Origin of the sequence: Paenibacillus sp. OAS669 (assembly GCF_014873645.1) — a bacterium.
Taxonomy (GTDB): Bacteria; Bacillota; Bacilli; order Paenibacillales; family NBRC-103111; genus Paenibacillus_S; species Paenibacillus_S vulneris.
On sequence record NZ_JADBDR010000027.1, the window covers coordinates 20,301 to 38,701 of the forward strand.

Annotated in this window: 16 protein-coding genes; all 16 read left to right on the forward strand. The window is 49.3% G+C overall.

The window, feature by feature from the left end; translation table 11 throughout:
* Positions 1-2 precede the first annotated feature (2 nt).
* The 16 genes from GGC63_RS33090 (at position 3) to csaB (ending at position 18,381) form a co-directional block, all read left to right on the forward strand.
* Positions 3-1,517, forward strand: coding sequence for an NADH-quinone oxidoreductase subunit N (locus GGC63_RS33090; protein ID WP_192705846.1), 1,515 nt, complete (start codon positions 3-5; stop codon positions 1,515-1,517).
* A 257-nt stretch (positions 1,518-1,774) separates the two neighbouring features.
* Entirely contained in the window at positions 1,775-4,309 is a 2,535-nt protein-coding gene (locus GGC63_RS33095; protein WP_192705847.1) for a S8 family serine peptidase, read from the forward strand.
* Positions 4,310-4,329: 20 nt separating this feature from the next.
* Positions 4,330-4,581: a DUF1146 family protein gene (locus GGC63_RS33100; RefSeq protein ID WP_192705848.1), complete on the forward strand. Its 252-nt coding sequence runs from the start codon at positions 4,330-4,332 to the stop codon at positions 4,579-4,581.
* 327 nt (positions 4,582-4,908) lie between these two features.
* Positions 4,909-6,228 (forward strand): UDP-N-acetylglucosamine 1-carboxyvinyltransferase, encoded by a 1,320-nt coding sequence (murA, locus tag GGC63_RS33105; protein ID WP_192705863.1) that lies wholly within the window; start codon positions 4,909-4,911, stop codon positions 6,226-6,228.
* 154 nt (positions 6,229-6,382) lie between these two features.
* Entirely contained in the window at positions 6,383-7,441 is a 1,059-nt protein-coding gene (spoIID, locus tag GGC63_RS33110) for a stage II sporulation protein D (protein WP_192705849.1), read from the forward strand.
* Between the two features lie 67 nt (positions 7,442-7,508).
* A complete protein-coding gene (locus GGC63_RS33115) occupies positions 7,509-8,243 on the forward strand; it encodes a M23 family metallopeptidase (protein ID WP_079914231.1) in 735 nt (244 codons plus the stop codon).
* Positions 8,244-8,432: 189 nt separating this feature from the next.
* Positions 8,433-8,720, forward strand: coding sequence for a sporulation transcriptional regulator SpoIIID (spoIIID, locus tag GGC63_RS33120; protein ID WP_028550977.1), 288 nt, complete (start codon positions 8,433-8,435; stop codon positions 8,718-8,720).
* A 188-nt stretch (positions 8,721-8,908) separates the two neighbouring features.
* A complete protein-coding gene (locus GGC63_RS33125; protein WP_079914232.1) occupies positions 8,909-9,907 on the forward strand; it encodes a rod shape-determining protein in 999 nt (332 codons plus the stop codon).
* Positions 9,908-9,952: 45 nt separating this feature from the next.
* On the forward strand, positions 9,953-10,867 hold the full coding sequence (locus tag GGC63_RS33130) for a flagellar hook-basal body protein (protein WP_192705850.1): 915 nt from the start codon (positions 9,953-9,955) through the stop codon (positions 10,865-10,867).
* Between the two features lie 133 nt (positions 10,868-11,000).
* Complete coding sequence (locus GGC63_RS33135) at positions 11,001-11,867, forward strand: flagellar hook-basal body protein (protein WP_192705851.1); 867 nt, start codon at positions 11,001-11,003, stop codon at positions 11,865-11,867.
* 26 nt (positions 11,868-11,893) lie between these two features.
* A complete protein-coding gene (locus GGC63_RS33140; RefSeq protein ID WP_079914235.1) occupies positions 11,894-12,139 on the forward strand; it encodes a DNA-directed RNA polymerase subunit beta in 246 nt (81 codons plus the stop codon).
* A gap of 114 nt (positions 12,140-12,253) precedes the next feature.
* On the forward strand, positions 12,254-12,802 hold the full coding sequence (locus GGC63_RS33145; protein WP_192705852.1) for a CDP-alcohol phosphatidyltransferase family protein: 549 nt from the start codon (positions 12,254-12,256) through the stop codon (positions 12,800-12,802).
* Between the two features lie 214 nt (positions 12,803-13,016).
* On the forward strand, positions 13,017-13,454 hold the full coding sequence (fabZ, locus tag GGC63_RS33150) for a 3-hydroxyacyl-ACP dehydratase FabZ (RefSeq protein WP_192705853.1): 438 nt from the start codon (positions 13,017-13,019) through the stop codon (positions 13,452-13,454).
* A gap of 46 nt (positions 13,455-13,500) precedes the next feature.
* Positions 13,501-15,207 carry a phospho-sugar mutase gene (locus GGC63_RS33155; protein ID WP_192705854.1) on the forward strand — a complete coding sequence of 569 codons (1,707 nt, stop codon included), beginning with the start codon at positions 13,501-13,503 and terminating at the stop codon, positions 15,205-15,207.
* A gap of 19 nt (positions 15,208-15,226) precedes the next feature.
* Positions 15,227-17,284, forward strand: coding sequence for a DUF5693 family protein (locus GGC63_RS33160; RefSeq protein ID WP_192705855.1), 2,058 nt, complete (start codon positions 15,227-15,229; stop codon positions 17,282-17,284).
* Positions 17,257-18,381 (forward strand): polysaccharide pyruvyl transferase CsaB, encoded by a 1,125-nt coding sequence (gene csaB, locus GGC63_RS33165; protein WP_192705856.1) that lies wholly within the window; start codon positions 17,257-17,259, stop codon positions 18,379-18,381. The genes GGC63_RS33160 and csaB overlap by 28 nt, the downstream gene beginning before the upstream one ends.
* Positions 18,382-18,401 lie beyond the last annotated feature (20 nt).

Consider the following 18,401-nt stretch of genomic DNA (forward strand, 5'->3'; position numbering starts at 1 on the left):
CGGTGGAACAACTACGTCTCCAATGGAGCGATCTCGGATACTTGGCACCGGAGCTGACTCTGGTTATTGCGGCAGTGGTATTATCGCTGCTCGATCTTCTGCTGCCGAAGCAAACGAATCGTAAAGCCCTCGGTTGGCTGTCGCTGCTCAGCATCATCATCGCAGGCCTGTTCGTTGTCGGTGACCTGAACCCGACAGAGCCGAAACAGCTGTTGAATTACAGCTATCGCATTGATGACTTCGCCAGCATTATCAAGCTGATCTTGTTAACCGGTGCGGGTCTGGTGACCTTCATGAGCATCGGCTCCTTAAAGGAAGAGGAAGTTCCGCATATCGGGGAGTTTTACTATCTGCTCTTACCTGCAACCCTGGGAGGAATGATTATGTCGTCTTCGGGCGACTTGATCACTCTGTATGTAGGTCTGGAGCTGCTCAGCATCACCTCCTACATTCTGGTCGCCATGCGCAAAAAAGATCTGCGCTCCAATGAAGGAGCCTTCAAGTATGTTGTGCTGGGGGGGATTTCCTCCGCCATTATCTTGTACGGAATGTCCTTCTTGTACGGGATGTCAGGCTCGACCAGCATTCCGGAGATCAACGCAGCGCTAGGACAAAACGCCGAATCGATGCTGCCGTTCCTGTATGTGTCCTTCTTTATGCTGCTGGCCGGCTTCGGTTTCAAGGTTGCGGCGGCTCCATTCCATATGTGGGCTCCGGATGTGTATCAAGGAGCTCAGACGCCAGTCACCGCTTTCTTGGCCGTAGTGTCCAAGGCAGCCGCATTTGCTGTCTTGTTCCGCGTATTGTACGGCGTGTATGCCATCGGAGCCTTAATGGAGCTGCCGTTCCATGGCGACGTTCTAGTATCTCTAATGGTCGTATCTGCGGCAGCCATGATTCTCGGGAACTTTATCGCGCTGCGGCAGAGCAATCTAAAACGGCTATTGGCCTACTCCGGTATTGCGAACTCAGGATATTTGCTTATTCCGATCGCTACGCATTTTTCCATGGTCCATTATTCGAACTTCTCGGAATTTGCGTTTTACTTGATCGCTTACCTGTTTATGAATATCGGTATTTTCGCAGTCGTGATGATCATGGAGCGATCTACTGGCGATGAAACCGTAAGCGGACTGGCCGGCTTGTATTACCGGGCACCGGGTACAGCTGTGGCGACAGTGCTGCTGATTCTTTCGCTTGCGGGCTTGCCGATTTCCGGCGGCTTCTTCGGAAAAGTGTTCATTATGATGGGAGCGATGCAAACCCAGCATTACTGGTTAGCTGCAGTGATGATTGTGACAAGCGTGATCTCCTTCTATTATTACTTCGGACTGATCCGTCAAATGTTCATGCGCACCGATTTTGAATCGAGGAGCGTCACGGTACCGTGGCCGCTCGGCATTACCTTGTGGCTATGTGCCGGAATTAGCGTACTGCTCGGTCTTGTGCCGCAGTGGGTGCTGGGCTGGATCGATCGTATTTTCTCGCTCACACAGGATTTGTTTTTCTTCAGCTAGCAGGTTGGATGTCAGAGCCCGATTGACGCTTAAGATGGTGCGTCAGCCGGGCTTTTTTGAGGTTAAACCCTATTATAAGGCTGTCATACGCTGCTTTTTGACCCATTCTCTTACCAAAAACCGTTTCCCCCTATAGAAGTTCATAAAACCTCCATCATTTGCTAAGCGGTTTTCCGAAACTACGGCAGGAAACCGGATACTTTTATCGAAATAGTAAAGCTACTCCAATAAGCAAAAGAAAAGAAGGAACCATGAACATGCAACGTAAACTAGTGACTCGCCAACTCGTTCATTGGATCATGGGGATCGTGATGCTGCTGGTATGTGCCGGACAGGCTTTCGGTAAAGAGCCGCTGGTTACCATAGCAGCCCTAGCGAATGACCCCTTAACAGAAAAACAATCTTACTTGCAGCAGATCCATATTAACGAAGCCTGGGATAGCGCCAAGGGCAACCCGAATTTGACGATTGCCATTGTCGATACCGGTGTTGATTTGAATCACCCGGATTTGAAAAAGAATCTGGTGCCTGGAGTCAACCTGATGAATCCCAAGCTGCCGCCTCAAGACGATAATGGTCATGGGACGAATGTTGCCGGGATCGTTGCAGCAACAACCAATAATGATAAAGGGGTCTCCGGCATATTATGGGATGCCAAGGTGATGCCTATTAAAGCGCTGGAGTCGGACGGCTCCGGAGGGGAAGCCAAGCTTGGAGAAGGCATCCGGTATGCGGTTGATCATGGGGCCAAAATTGTTGTTCTATCTCTTGGTTTAAATAAATATTCAACTTATTTGAGCGATATTGTACGCTATGCGGAGGAGAAGGATGTCCTTCTTGTCGCGGCGACAGGAAATGAGGGGAATCGTGTTAAATATCCAGCCGCATACCCAACGGTATTGGCGGTCGGAGGTGTAACCGCAGATGGCGCGGCGCATGAGCTGTCCAATACGGGGCCGGAGATTGACCTTGTTGCGCCTTGGGATGTATTTACGACCGCGTTGGGCGGTTCTTACGAGTATAAGGACGGGACCTCCATGGCGGCTCCGCAAGTCGCTGCGGTTGCAGCTTTGGTATGGAGCAAATATCCGAATATGAAGCCATATGAAATCCGTCAGCTGCTACGCCAAACGGCAGACGATTCGATGTCTCCGGGCTGGGATCAACAGACAGGGTACGGATTGCTAAGAGCCGACCGGGCATTGACGGAGATGCCACTGCTCGATATCTATGAGCCGAACAACCGGAAGGATCAGGCCAAGGCGCTGTCCATCAGTAAGATGATCTCGGCATCCTTCACCGGCGGATCGGATCAGGATTGGTTTTACCTGGATGCTCCTTATGACGGGACCGTCAATCTGACCTTTGACCTTCAAGAAGGGCAGTCGGTTGCCGTTCAGCACACGGATGCCAAAGGGACATTTACGAGTGTGACGGCGGCTCCGGGACAGCCTGTTGCCTTGAACGTCAGCAAAGGTCGCAGCTATTTGCAATTTCGCTTGGCCGACAGGAACCAGAAGGCTGAAATTCCTTATAAGCTGACGACGTCGTTTGACATCTACCGTGATGTTTTCGAAGATAATGACCGGCAGTACAAGGCCTATGTGCTTCCCTCACGGAGCCAAACGATCAAAGGAACCTTCCATCAGATGAACGATCAGGATTGGTTTGAGTTCCCCGTGGAACAATCCGGTATGCTCACCTTCCATCTCAGTACGGATACGGCAAGGATTGATCCGGTTCTGTTCGTGCAGAAGCAGGGGGAAAAGGGCACTACCGTTGATGAGGGAGGAGACGGGGTTACAGAGGTGCTGGTAGTGCCGGAGGTGTTTCCGGGCAAATATTATATTCGCGTCAGCAATGTGAAAGAGTATGCATTTCCGGTCACCGGGGAATATACGTTACAAATAGAGTATGATGCGAAACAGATCGATCCTAATGAACCTAACAATCGTTCGTATCAGGCGACGACTATATCTCTGGATACGGAGTATACCGGGCTAATTGACAAAGTGGACGATATTGACTGGTTCCAGTTCCAGCTGAATGAAGAAAGCTATGTTCATTTGAGCTTGACGGGGATTCCCCGCAGCGTGAATATGTATGCCTTCCTATACGATCGAAGCATGAAGCCTATGGCCAGCACGAATTCATCGAGAGAGATTGAGATGAAGGAACGGCTTCCGGCAGGGACCTACTACCTGAAGCTTACGGCGAGTGCTCCGTTCGACCGCGATGTGTACCAGCTGATGGTCAGAGCCAAGCCATTGATCGGCGGGTATGCCGATATTCAGGGGCATTGGGCGATGGACAGCATTTTGGAGATGGGCAGTAAGCAGATCGTAAACGGGTACGACGACTATACGTTCCGGCCGGATTCTCCTATTACTAGAGCGGAGGCGACTACGATCATCAGCCGGGCCTTCAAGCTGTCCAAGCAGAAGAGCATCAGCTATACGGATGTGAGTATGAATCACTGGGCGTATGCGGACATAGCCAAGGCAGCGCAGAGCGGAATTATTGACGGATACCCGGACAATTCCTTTGCTCCGGACCAGCCGGTAAGCCGCATGGAAATGACGGCAATGATTGCAAGAAGCATGAATATTTCGGGCAAAAAACGCGGTGCTGTTCCGTTCACGGATGTAGACGACGATTATTGGGGCGTTGGCATTCTGAAGCAGATGAAGGCGGAAGGCTGGATTAACGGCTACGAGGACGGAAGCTACAAGCCGGATCAGCAAGCATCGCGGGCTGAATTCGTGACAATGCTGGCCAAAATTATGCCTTAAGATGAAAAGTGGGGTCAAATATGGATTATGTACAGCAAATGAACACCTCCATGGGAATGAACGGTATAATCAATATTTTCATTACTTTGATTTGTATCGCTTGTTCCTGGTGGGCGCTCCAAGAGCTGAACCTGGACAAAATGATGAAAAGGCCGAAAAGCATGCAGGGCAAGATGCTTCAGATTTTTTTATCCGTCGGTCTAGGCTACCAATTGGCGCGGTTTTTCATTGACTATTTTAACTGGTCTACTTGGCTGTCGGGGATGTTTTAACCGGCAGCCCGGTTTGTTCCATAACATCGTTGAGATGCACTGAACCGAGGAAAGCGTTAGGGATAACGAGGCGTGCCTCGTATGGATGTCGGGCTTTATCGAATGATTAGACATTTTTGTGAAAAAGATGGCTAAAGCAGGCAGGAAGATGCGGTTTGCGAATAACTAAGGTGAATCTTGTCAACAATGGATAGTACAACCGTTGTAAATCCCTTGTTTGCTCCGAATAGTATCTTGATTGGTTTTTCAAAATGAAAATTTACATGCTGAAGGTTCAATGCTAAACTAGTACAGTGTGCAATGAAAACAGCGCGGAGGGGGACCATGATGAGCAAAATTATCGTCCGCGGCGGCCAGAGATTGTCAGGCAAAGTTAGAATACACGGTGCAAAAAACGCCGTTTTGCCGATTATCGCAGCCTCTATTTTGGGTACAGAAGGAGACAGCGTAATCCACGACGCACCTCCCCTGGACGACGTCATCGTTATTAATAAGGTTTTGGAAAGTCTCGGGGTACAAATCGAATATAAAGATGAAACGATACGGGTCAATGCCCGGAACATTGTAACGTGCGAGGCTTCCTACGAGCTGGTCCGCAAAATGAGGGCTTCTTTTCTTGTTATGGGACCTTTATTGGCCCGTATGGGTCAGGCAAGAATATCATTGCCGGGCGGCTGCGCGATCGGCACGCGTCCTATTGATCAGCACTTAAAAGGCTTTGAGGCGATGGGAGCGGAGATCGAGCTGGGTCAGGGCTATATCGAGGCGAGAGTATCGGGCCGGCTGAAGGGTGCGAAGGTGTACCTGGACGTGGCTAGCGTTGGGGCTACCGAAAATATTATGATGGCCGCCACGTTGGCCGAAGGGACGACCACGATCGAGAATGCGGCTAAGGAGCCGGAGATTGTGGACTTGGCAAACTATTTGAATGCCATGGGAGCCAAAATTCGCGGTGCCGGAACAGGGCTCATTCGTATCGACGGTGTCGAGAAGCTGAGCGGTGCAGTACATACGGTCATACCGGACCGGATCGAAGCGGGTACATACATGATTGCTGCAGCAATTACAGGAAGCGACTTGTACATTGAAGGCGCCATTGGCGATCACTTAAGGCCGGTTATTTCCAAGATGCAGGAGATGGGTGTAACCATCGAGGAAGACGAGAACGGTCTTCGTGTATATACCGATAGAGCTCTTCGCTGCGTTGATGTGAAGACGCTGCCTTATCCCGGATTTCCTACCGATATGCAATCGCAAATGATGGCGCTCTTGTTAACGGCTGAAGGGACCGGTATCGTTACGGAAACCGTATTCGAGAACCGCTTTATGCATGTAGAACAGCTGGTTAATATGAATGCGTCCATTAAGGTTGACGGGCGTTCGGCTGTCATTAGCGGCGGCGCCAGACTGCGTGGAGCCAAGGTATGCGCTACCGACCTTCGCGCCGGAGCGGCACTTATCCTGGCTGCGCTTGCTGCGGATGGAGAAACGGAGATTACCGGCATCCACCATATTGACCGGGGCTACGTTGATATTGCCAATAAGCTGCGTATGCTGGGTGCAGACATTCAGCGGGTATCGCTGGAAGTCGTGGAGCCGGAGGAAGAATCCATTTCGATCTTCGCTGTAAGCCCTAGCTTGGCATAATTGAATAGAAGGTGTACGGCAGGAGGAGAATCTCTCATACGAGGGAGAGCTCCTCTTTTTTGTTTTCTATTTCCGTGTTCTATTCTATTTTTTGGGCTCATAAGATGGAGTTACCTGGCATCACAACAATAAGCTGTCTAAGAGCCGACAGAAGATGGAGGAAGTAGAAACGATGGACAAGAGAGTGATGATCCAATGGGCTGCGCTATCTTTAACTAGTTTCTTAGCCGTCATAATCATAGTACCCGCCATACTCGTAAAAAACGTTACTCCTGCGCCTCCGGCAGAAAGACAGCAGGACGCGGCAGCCTCACAGCCAGTTCAACAGGAAGGGATCGCCTCCCTCGTTATCCCGGTCTATTTGAGCAAAAACAAGCAAGTGGAATCTATTCCACTCGAAGCCTACGTAAGAGGCGTCTTGGCTGCCGAGATGCCGATAGAGTTTGAATTGGAAGCAATGAAGGCTCAGGCTATGGCGGCGCGAACGTACATCCTTAGAAGAATAGTGGAGCAGGATTTCAGCAACATGCCGGTAAGCAATGCCTGGGTAACGGATACGACTGCTCACCAAGCCTATGTGTCCGACGACGAATTGAAAGCGCGATGGGGAGCAGCCTATGCGGCTAATTCGGACAAGCTGGATCAGGCGGTGAACGAAACGAAGGATTTGATCTTAACCTATCAACAAAAGCCGATCCAGGCTACCTTCTTCTCTACCAGCAACGGATATACGGAAAATTCGGAGGATTACTGGAACGAATACATCCCGTATTTACGCAGCGTGCCCAGCCCTTGGGACACCAAGCTATCGCCGCGTTACAAGGAGACAACCACCATTCCTCTCAAAGAGCTGCAAAGCAAGCTGGGCATTCGCACGTCCATTCCGGTCTCCGCCAACGGCAGCGGGGCGTTAAAGGTGCTTCAGATGACCGAAGGGCACAGGATCAAGTCAATGGCCATAGGAGGAAAGACATTTACGGGTCGTGAAGTCCGTGAGAAGCTGGGCTTGGCTTCCTCTCAATTTCAATGGAGTTGGAAGGGGACGAATCTGCAGGTCACTACGTTCGGCTACGGCCATGGAGTCGGAATGAGTCAATGGGGAGCCAACGGAATGGCGATGGAGGGACGTAAAGCGGAGGAGATCGTCAAGTATTTTTATACCGGAATCCAAATTAGTAGAGCATCGAACCTAGTAAAAGGGAAAAGTTTCTAAAAAAATAGATCATCTCGCGTATAAAACTTGTATCCGTGGCAACAATGGTTAGCGAGGTGATAAATCTATGAATGATCAAAAGAGAGATTTGCAAAACAATGAAGAAGCTCCTAAAACTATCGAAGGAGCGCAAACCAAACCAGCTTTTTCCTGGAGAAGATTGCTAGCGAAAAAGTGGGTGTTTCCTGCAACTTACATGGCAGCGGCGGCAATTATCTTAACGTTAATGTGGGTGTACCAGGATGCCGGAAAGTCGACCCTAACGAATGAATTGGGAATCGACAGCAGCAAATCGGCATCGGTAACCGATAGCGTAATGAACCCGAACGCCGTAGCTGTCAACGCCAACACCGAAACGATGCAATGGCCGTTCAAGGATCGCAGTGAGCTTGATGTAGTGCTTCCGTTCTTCGACAGCAAGGCTTCTAACGAAGTAAGACAGACAGCCATGGTAGAATACGGCGACACGTTCACTCCGCACATGGGCATGGATTTCTCCAGACCGGACAATCAGTCGTTTGACGTTATGGCTGCTATGAGCGGCAAGGTGACGGCAGTGGAGAAAAATCCGGTCGTCGGCAACCTGGTAGAAATTACGCATTCCAACGGTTTGGTTACCGTATACCAAAGCTTGGCGGATATTAAAGTAGCCAAAGATGCCGAAGTGAAAAAAGGCGATATTATCGCCAAAGCCGGCCGCAACGAGCTGGAGAAGGAACAAGGCAACCACCTTCACTTCGAGGTTCGCCAAGGTGAGAGCGGTCAAGCCGTCAATCCGGAAACCTTTTTGACAAGTCATTAATCTGAACCAGGAATAAAGATGGCGGGGGGCGCATAGACGCTCCCTTTTTTTCGCATCGAAGCTTGTCATGGCTGCTTGTCCTTGAAAATAATTGTGTCTTAATGGGCTTGTCACGCTTGGAAACAAAGAATATAAGTAAACGCCCCTCATATAATGTACCAAACTAACTCGAGTAGGGAGGCGAGGGGAGTGCACGATTACATTAAGGAGCGAACCATCAAAATCGGACGTTGCCTAGTGGAAACTAAGCATACGGTTCGCACAATCGCTAAAGAATTCGGTGTTTCCAAGAGTACGGTGCACAAGGATTTAACCGAAAGACTGCCCGAAATTAACCCGGATCTGGCTAACCAAGTCAAACATATTCTGGAGTATCACAAGTCGATTCGTCACCTGCGCGGGGGGGAAGCTACGAAGATCAAATACCGGAAAACACGCAGCCCAAAAGCTCAGGATAAACTGGTCACCGCGAAGTAAAAGGTTATGATTTCGCTTACACTCCCTCAAACCGATCCGAACCGACAACAGAAAGCGATTCATGTCGAAAAAGCCGATTAAAAAAGAGGATTTTGCAAACGAATAGCGAATGGTATACAGTAACGATTATAATAGAGGTACCGCTTCTGTTTAAGGAATGGACGGTTTGTTTAGGGAGGAACATTTCAATGTTAAGCAAGGATATTGGCATAGATCTTGGGACAGCGAACGTCCTGATACATGTGAAAGGGCGCGGCGTTGTACTGGATGAGCCGTCGGTTGTCGCCATTGAGAGCGACACGAAGCGGGTGCTGGCCGTAGGGGAGGAAGCGTTCCGTATGGTTGGACGTACTCCCGGCAATATTGTGGCTATTCGCCCACTTAAGGACGGCGTCATAGCCGACTTCGAGATCACGGAATTAATGCTCAAGCACTTCATCAATAAGGTCGGAGGCAAGCAGTGGTACAGCCATCCTAGAATTCTCATCTGCGCTCCGACCAACATTACGTCCGTGGAGCAAAAGGCTATTCGTGAAGCTGCAGAGCGCAGCGGAGCCCGAGAGGTATTCTTGGAAGAGGAGCCTAAAGCCGCTGCGATCGGCGCGGGCATGGATATTTACCAGCCTAGCGGGAACATGGTTGTAGACATTGGCGGGGGGACGACAGATGTTGCCGTGCTGTCCATGGGCGATATTGTCACCTCCTCTTCTATTAAAATTGCGGGGGACAAGTTCGATAATAGTATTATGAAGTATATCAAGAGCAAATATAAGCTTTTGATCGGGGAACGCACCTCGGAAGATATCAAGGTCAAAATTGGAACAGTGTATCCGGACGGACGCAAGGAAACGATGGATATCCGCGGCAGAGATATGGTGAGCGGACTGCCGTTGACGATTACCATCAACTCGAATGAGATTCAGGAAGCGTTGTGGGATCCGGTTTCTTCGATCGTTGCTGCGGCAAAATCCGTATTGGAACGCACTCCTCCGGAGCTATCCGCAGATATTATTGACAGAGGCGTTATTCTGACGGGCGGCGGCGCTTTATTGCACGGAATTGATCAATTGCTGGCGGACGAGCTTAAGGTGCCTGTCCTTATTGCAGAAGACCCGATGCATTGCGTCGTTAAAGGAACCGGAATTATGCTGGACAACCTTGACAAGGTCTCCAAACGGAAGTTTTAACCCGGCTTCAACTATTAACTGGTACGTCTGGGAGGATACATAACCATGCTAAGAGGTCTTTATACCGCGGCTTCGGGTATGATTTCACAACAGCGCAGACACGACATCGTGACGAACAACATCGCTAACATCAATACACCGGGCTTCAAACAAGGCAATGCGATAAACCGCTCCTTTCCGGAAATGCTGATTTCGCGTATCGGGAACGGGAAGGGAGAGCCTCAAGCCATTCCTGTGGGCCGCCTCAATACAGGCGTTATGGCGGAGGAAAATGTGTCCGTCCATAAGCAGGGGGACATTCAGGAGACGAGCAGTCCGTTTGATTTTGCGATTGTATCCAACATGCAGGTGCCTGGTGCCCGATTTGATGCTTCAGGTAAATATGTGGATGCTAATGGGCAGCGAATTAATCAGCCGCAAGCTCTATTTACGGTTCAGGATCCTAATGGCGAGCAGCGGTATACATTGGACGGCAAGTTCTCCGTCGACGTCAACGGACGGTTAATTTCGACTAACGGGCTTCCGGTACTGGGTACGGATGGACAACCTATTGTGTTGATGGACACCACAACCCAAACGCCAATCATCGATTTTCGTGTAACGAAGTCGGGTCGGTTTCTGAATCCGGACGGAAGCGAAATTCTTAATGCTAACAATCAGCCTGTCAGTCTGTTGATTAGCCGCATTGAAGACCCGAACCAATTGGTGCGCGAAGGAAATGGGTTATATCGGTTGAATCCTGGCTTCGAAGGCATGGCAAGACCTGTTAATGCGAACGATCCTAACGAGATGGAGCAGCTGGAGGTACGCCAAGGGTTTATTGAGCGCTCCAATGTCGATGGGAGCCAATCTGTGGTTGATATGATGGCCGCTCTAAGAGCTTATGAGGCGAACCAGAAAGTGGTCCAGTTTTATGACAAAAGCATGGACAAGGCCGTTAACGAGGTCGGCCGAGTATAAGCGAATGGGTTGCCGCGGCAGCCTACTTGCTAGGTCAGGACTCGGCGATGTTTACGAAGCAAGCTTACTGCAGCAAAACTCAGCAGCGCTTACGTAGTAAGTTTTGCTTCGCAAAACTCTTAGGAGGAAACGCATGAACAACTCAATGATCAACGCGTCGGTATCAATGCAGGCTCTGCAGCAAAAGCTCGATATTTTATCCAATAACATGGCTAATATTGATACGAACGGATATAAACGCAAAGAAGCATCCTTCCAGGATGTCCTTACCAGCGTAAAGCAACAGCCTAACGGGTTTCAAAAGCAAGGCCGTTTATCTCCTCTTGGGTATAATCAGGGATGGGGTGCCATGCTAGTACAGGCTCAGCTCAATATGGGACAAGGCTCCCTGCAGCCTACAGGCAACGATCTGGATTTAGCTGTCGAGGGTAACGGTTTATTCGAAATCAATAGCATCACCCGGGATGCCAATGGGGCCTTAACAGCCCAAACCGTATGGACGAGGGATGGTTCCTTTCAGCTGAGTCCTTCGGAAAACCCGGCGGATGCGGACTTCTTTCTGACCACGAAAGATGGACGTTACGTAATGGGAACCGACGGGAATCCGATCCGAGTTCCGGCTAACCATAAAGTGAAGATTGAAGAGGACGGTACGATCATGGCGATGGACGATGCCGACAAGTCGGCTCCTCCGGTAGAAGTCGGCCAGATCAAGATGGTACGCGTTCTTCGCCCGCAGCTTCTGAAGCAGCTGGGTGATAATTTATACGGGTTACCGGCCGATGCTGCGAACCCCAATGATATTTTGGAGCCCGTAGCAACAACGGACAATACAGTAAATAGAGTGGCCGTGCGTCAAGGATTCCTAGAGAAGTCGAACGTGAAATTAGCCGATGAAATGACGGACCTGCTTCAAGTGCAAAGGTCATTCCAATTAAACTCGAGAGCGATCACTTCCGCAGATACGATGATGGGTCTTGCCAACAGCTTGCGCGGATAGGCCTCTTTTAAAGTGAGGTTGAGGTAATGACAGAAGCAGTTCCCAAAAAAGCAAGTAAGGATAAAGGACAGAAACGTCCCAAGTCCCCAAAAAAATGGAAGCGAGTCACCTTTTTAATAGCCAAGTGGTTGTCCATTCCGTTCCTATGTATGGTTGCTTTAGCTATTGGGCTTGTCTTGGGATACGTCTATATAGGAAAGCGTCCCATGAGCGAAGTCTATGAAATAGACACATGGCGTCATTTGTATGATCTGGTCTTTTCCGAAACTTAATACCGTCGTAGAAGCTCCCTTCGTGGGAGTTTTATTTTTGGTCTAAGAACGGTATAATATATGGATGATGGGAACGAATGCCCAAATCACGCGGAAGGGGAGAAAGGTTTTTACGTGTGGAACTTACCTAATCTGTTAACAGTATGCCGGTTTTTTCTTATCCCCGTGTATTTGTTGGTGTTCGAGGCAGGTTATGTCAGATCCGCTTTTTTTGTGCTGCTGCTGGCGGGGATGACGGATGTGCTGGACGGTTATATCGCGCGTAAAAAGAAGCTGGTCACCCAACTGGGCAGCATGCTCGATCCATTGGCGGACAAGATGATGATGATAACCGTCATTCTTTCCTTGGTGTGGTCCAGGATGATTTCGTGGGAGGCTGCTTTGGCCATGTTCTTGCGCGATGCTGGAATGATTGTGGGGTCAGCGATTTTTCACTTTCGCGGCAAACAGACGGTACCGGCTAATGCTATGGGTAAATTGACAACGGTTTTATACTATGTAGCCATTCTGCTTATTATTTTTCAGCTTCCTTATGCGAATGCCTATTTATGGTTTGTTATTATTGTTTCTTTCGTTACATCGACGATTTATGCCTTTCAATTTTACTTTCTCAATAAACCCGAAGATAAGGTGGCCGTTGAGCCGCAAAAGCCCAACATATGAAGAGGCCTGCCGCACTTCTGGAGCAAGAGTGGATGTGCAGCCTCGTTAGCCCTTATACTGTAAAAAGAGCTTAGGCCCAAGCTGGCATACATCGGCAAGCCTGGACATAAGCTCCCTTATATCAACCTTCACTACTGCAGGTCATGAAGGGACAGTTATATTGTAAGTTGAAAGAAAAATTTTTATACCCAATCTTGAGAGGAGTCACATTACTGTGCTGGATGCTGTACAAATTCAAGAAATTATTCCTCATCGACACCCATTTTTGCTTGTAGACCGAATCTTAGAGGTGGAAGCCGGCGTCAAAGCGGTGGGTCTTAAAAACGTAACGATTAACGAGCCTTTTTTTGCAGGCCATTTCCCGGGATATCCGGTGATGCCAGGAGTCCTGATTGTTGAAGCGTTAGCTCAAGTCGGCTCTGTTGCAATGCTGCTGGTAGAAGCCAACCGGGGCAAGCTGGGGTTTTTCGCCGGCATTGATGAGTTTCGTTTCCGCGGCCAAGTTGTGCCTGGTGATACTTTGATCCTGGAAGTAGAGATTACACGCCTTAAGGGCTCCATTGGGAAAGGACAGGCCGTAGCCAAAGTAGGCGACAAGGTGGTTGCCGAAGGAACCCTTATGTTCGCTTTGTCCGACCCCGCCAAAAAGTAATGGTTTTATTTCTTACTATTATATAGGTCTAAAAAGGAGATGGATTATGAGCACGCAAAACCGAGTGGAAGAACAATACAAACTATGGTTGAACGATCCTGCCATCGATGAAGAGACGAAGAATGAATTGAAAAGCATCGCAGATCAGCCGAAGGAAATAGAGGACCGCTTTTACCGCGATCTCGAATTTGGAACCGGAGGACTTCGCGGTGTTATTGGAGCGGGAACGAACCGCATGAATAAATATACGGTGGGCCGGGCCACACAAGGCCTTGCACAATTTATTAATAAAAGAGGTTACACTAATCCGTCGGTAGTCATAGCTTATGATTCGCGGAATCAGTCGCCGGAGTTCTCTCTGGAAGCAGCCAAAGTGTTGGCCGGTAACGGAATTAAGGCTTATGTTTTTGAATCGCTGCGTCCTACGCCAGAGCTCTCCTTTGCCGTTAGAGCCTTGAAGGCATCCGCAGGTATTGTAGTGACAGCCAGCCACAATCCGCCTGAATACAATGGATACAAGGTATACGGCTCCGATGGCGGGCAGCTGGTTCCTGATCAAGCGGAACAAGTGATCGGCGAGATTCAGCAGGTCCAGTCCTTCAGCGATGTGAAACGGGAGACGCGGGCCAGCGCGGAAGCATCCGGTCTTCTGCAGTGGGTTGGAGAAGAACTGGATGAGCAGTATGTTCAGGCTGTTACGGCCGTCAGCTTGAATAAAGAAATCGTAAGAACAATGAGCGATAGCTTCCGCGTCGTGTACACTCCGCTTCATGGAGCAGGGAACTTATCGGTTCGAGCGGTCTTGGGCGCTGTTGGCTTTAATCATGTTGAGGTTGTGGCCGAGCAAGAGCTGCCGGATTCTAAATTCTCTACAGTCAAGTCCCCTAACCCGGAAGAAAAGGATGCTTTCACTTTGGCGATTCGGCAAGCGAAGGAAGTCGACGCTGACATCATCATCGGTACCGACCCGGATTGCGACCGGATGGGTGCGGTAGTCAAGGATGCGAACGGGGAGTATTTTGTCCTGACAGGCAATCAGTCCGGTGCCATCATGGTTGATTATTTGTTAAGCAATCTGAAGGAACGCGGTGAGCTGCCTTCCAACGGGGTTGTAGTTAAAACCATTGTAACTAGCGAGATGGGCGCCGTTATTGCCAAGCATTATGGCGTGGAAACCTTGAATACTTTAACCGGATTTAAGTACATCGGGGAGAAAATGACGCAGTTCGAAGCTTCTAAAGAAGCGGAATTTTTGTTCGGTTATGAGGAAAGCTATGGCTATCTGGCCGGCAACTATGCAAGAGATAAGGATGCGGTCATCGCTTCCATGCTTATTTGTGAAGCAGCCGCTTATTATAAGAATCAAGGAAAAACCTTGTACGCGGTTCTTCAGGAGCTTTATGAGCGCCACGGGTATTTCCTGGAATCGCTTGAGTCGCGGACTATGAAAGGCAAAGACGGCGTAGAGCAAATTCAGGGCATTATGAGAGACTGGCGTGAAAATCCACCTACTGAAGTGAACGGCCAAAGGGTTGTCAAAGTCGAAGACTTCTCCCTCGGCTTGTATGGATTGCCGGTTGAAAATGTATTGAAATATACGTTAGCGGACAATTCGTGGTTCTGCTTGCGTCCATCCGGCACAGAGCCGAAGATTAAAGTATATTTTGCTGTCCGCGGCAATTCAGCGCAAGCAGCCTCCGACGCGATTCATGGCCTGGTTAACGCCGTCATGAGCCGGGTTGACCAAAAATAACGGTAGGAGTTGGAATGTGTTGACTGGGCGTTACTCGCACTGGAATCGGAAATGTATCAAATGGTTATGGTGGCTTGTTATTCTTGGGCTTTTGGCTTCGCTGCCCATTGCTTATGAAAGAAACGAAACCGAACAGCAAACGGCGCGCAAGGTTGAAATTGTGTTTGATTATCGGGACTTGCTTGAAATTTCCGATACCCAGACAGATCCGCGTCAATTTGTTATGACTCAGCTTAAAGAGCTGAAAAGCGCAGGCGTACAATCCATGGCGGTCTATGAGTCTACGTTAAGCGAGCTTAGATTAAGCCGGAGGATAGAGGTGTTTTCATCTCATGAAGCGACTGCGCTGACCCAGAGCCCGATCTCACCGAACGAAAACTTTACTTATATTTTGTTTGCTGAGAAGGACGCTCAGGATAAGCTCCAGCCGCTGATTACCCAAACCTTTAACAGCTTGAATGTAAAAACACGTCCATGGAGCTTCAAAAACCAAAACGGTATGATTATCGAAATGGGACTGGATGAAGCGAACCTCAAGCCTATGGACCCGGATCCGATCACGCTTTCGATGCTGAAGGAGCAAGGATTCCAAATCGTTATGAGGATGTCCAACCGGAGACCGTTCGATGAAGCTCGGATGGACGGACTGCTCGGCCAGCTTCAACAGTTAGGTGTTAAGCGATTTATCATCGATGGAGAGACGGTTCCTGGCTACGTCAGTGAGACCAAGCCGGAAAACATCGAGATTATGGCTGAGCTGATGAAAAAGCATCATATGGGCCTGGCCAATATCGAGCTGCAGAAAACGCAGCAAAAAGGATTTAACCGGCTATCCAAGCTGATCGATTATAACGTCGTTCGTCTGCACTCCTTCACCGAGAAGGATGGAGAGAAGCTGACGGAGAACTTGACGGAGCAAGAATTGAAGGATCGCATTCAAGGCGTCTCGGATCGCTTTGTGTTGGCGGTTAAGGATCGCAATATCCGCATGGTATTCCTAAATGCGCGGGCAGTTAAGAATCTGGATAAAGGAAAAATTCTTAACCCGCTCGATTCCATCAAAGAAAGCTTGCGGGGCGAGGATGGAGCGATTCCTCGTATTAAAGATGCCGGATATACCATGGGGATAGCAGAGCGCTTCTTCCCATTCCATTCCGGATGGCAGAAGGCAGCCAAGGTCGTGTTGTTCGTTGGGGCGATTGCTTTGATTGCATTGACGGTATCGGCTTTTATTCCGGAGATAACCTTGTTTATCTTTATTATCGGCTTGATCGGTGCAGCAGGATTATACGTTCTCTCACCGAATTTGTTCGCTCAAGCCCTTGCTTTGGCCTCGGGAACTTGTGCCCCTACGTTGGCCATTATTTACGCCCTTCGTTCGGCAAAAGCCAAGTATCAGGCGCGCACAGGCAACCGTCTTGGCTATGCGATTTGGCTGCTGCTGCGAACTTCGGCTATCTCAGTTATTGGCGTATGCTTTATCGTAGGGCTGCTAAATCAGATCATTTACCCGCTGGTGTTAGACCAGTTCAGGGGCGTCAGCGTGCTGCATTTGCTGCCGATTGTCCTGGTAGCACTTTACTGGCTGCTGTTTAATGAAGATTTATCTCATAAAGAAAAGCTGGCCAAAGGGAAAAAGCTGCTGTCATCGTACATTAGCGTATTGTGGGTTATCGGTGCCGCCGCCATTGTCGGTGCCGGGATGTACTACTTATCAAGAACGGGAAACGAAGGACAAGCTTCAGCGTTTGAACGTTTGTTCCGCTCATTCCTGGAGAACACTTTAGGCATTCGACCTAGAACCAAGGAATTCTTGATTGCCCATCCGCTATTCCTGCTTGGAGCTTACTTGTGCATGAAATATCGCAATGCGCTGCTGCTTATCCTGGTAGGTGTCGTTGGTCAGGCTTCAATAGTCGATACCTTTGCTCATTTGCATACCCCGCTGATGATTTCGTCGATTCGAATCGTATACGGCTTGTCGTTCGGGATCCTAATCGGACTTGGTTACATTATTGTTTGGGAGATCGTAGTAAGGAGTTGGCGTCGTTGGACCCCGTTATTACTAAAAGAATAGTCTTATCCGGCTATTATGGCTTTGATAATAGCGGTGATGAAGCTGTACTCCAATCTATCTTGCTGGCATTGGATGAACAAGGAAGGGCGAACGGCGTAAGATTCGTGCCGGTCGTTCTTTCGATTCAGCCTGAGAAAACAAGCAGAATGTACGGAGTCGAATCCGTTCATCGGATGAAGCTCGGCCAAGTGATTAGCGCCATTCGCGGAGCGGATGGACTGATTAGCGGCGGGGGCAGTCTTCTCCAGGATGCCACCAGCGCAAAAACGATTCCTTATTACCTGGCCATCCTGAAAATTGCGCAATGGTTTGGGAAACCAACCTTTATTTACTCGCAAGGAATCGGTCCGGTTAGCCGCGGTTTGTTTTTTGGCTGGATTCGTTCTATTTTTAATAAAACGCAATATATATCGGTTCGAGACCAGGAATCTAGAGAATTGCTTCAGAGGATGAAGGTGTCGAAGGAGATCACCGTGGTACCGGATCCGGTGATGGGGATGCCGCTTGGCTCTTATGAAACGGAAGGGCACCGGTCAGAGGAAAAACCCGTCATCGGCGTGTCCGTTCGCTATTGGAACCAGGACCGTTCAGAGCTGAAGGCTCTTGCCGAGGCACTGCGCCTTATGTTGGAGCAAAGCGAAGCAGTTGTCAGATTTTTACCGTTTCACTTGCCATTAGATACGGATGCTTCCGGCGAAGTTCGCAGTCTCATCGGGGACAAGTTTAGCTCCCGGATCACTACGGCAGAGAATGTTATTAACCCGCAGCACATGCTGGCTGAAGTCGGCCGGTGCCAGCTGTTAATAGGAATGAGACTTCATTCGCTGATCTATGCCGCTTCACAGGAAGTGCCTATGCTCGGAATTTCCTATGATCCGAAGATCGATCAATTTATGAAACGGCTGCAAATGCCGGTCGTTGCAACGACCAAGAGTATTCAGCCGGAACGAGTGGCTGAAGAAGGGCTGCAGCTGCTTGCCAATCGTTCTTCCTGGCGTGAAGAGAAAAAAGGGCTTATTAGTCAGCTGAAGAACGAAGCACAAAAGCCTGCACAATATATGGCTTCATTTTTCACCAAAGGAAGGGATTCCAAGTGACGATACCGAAAGTGTCCATA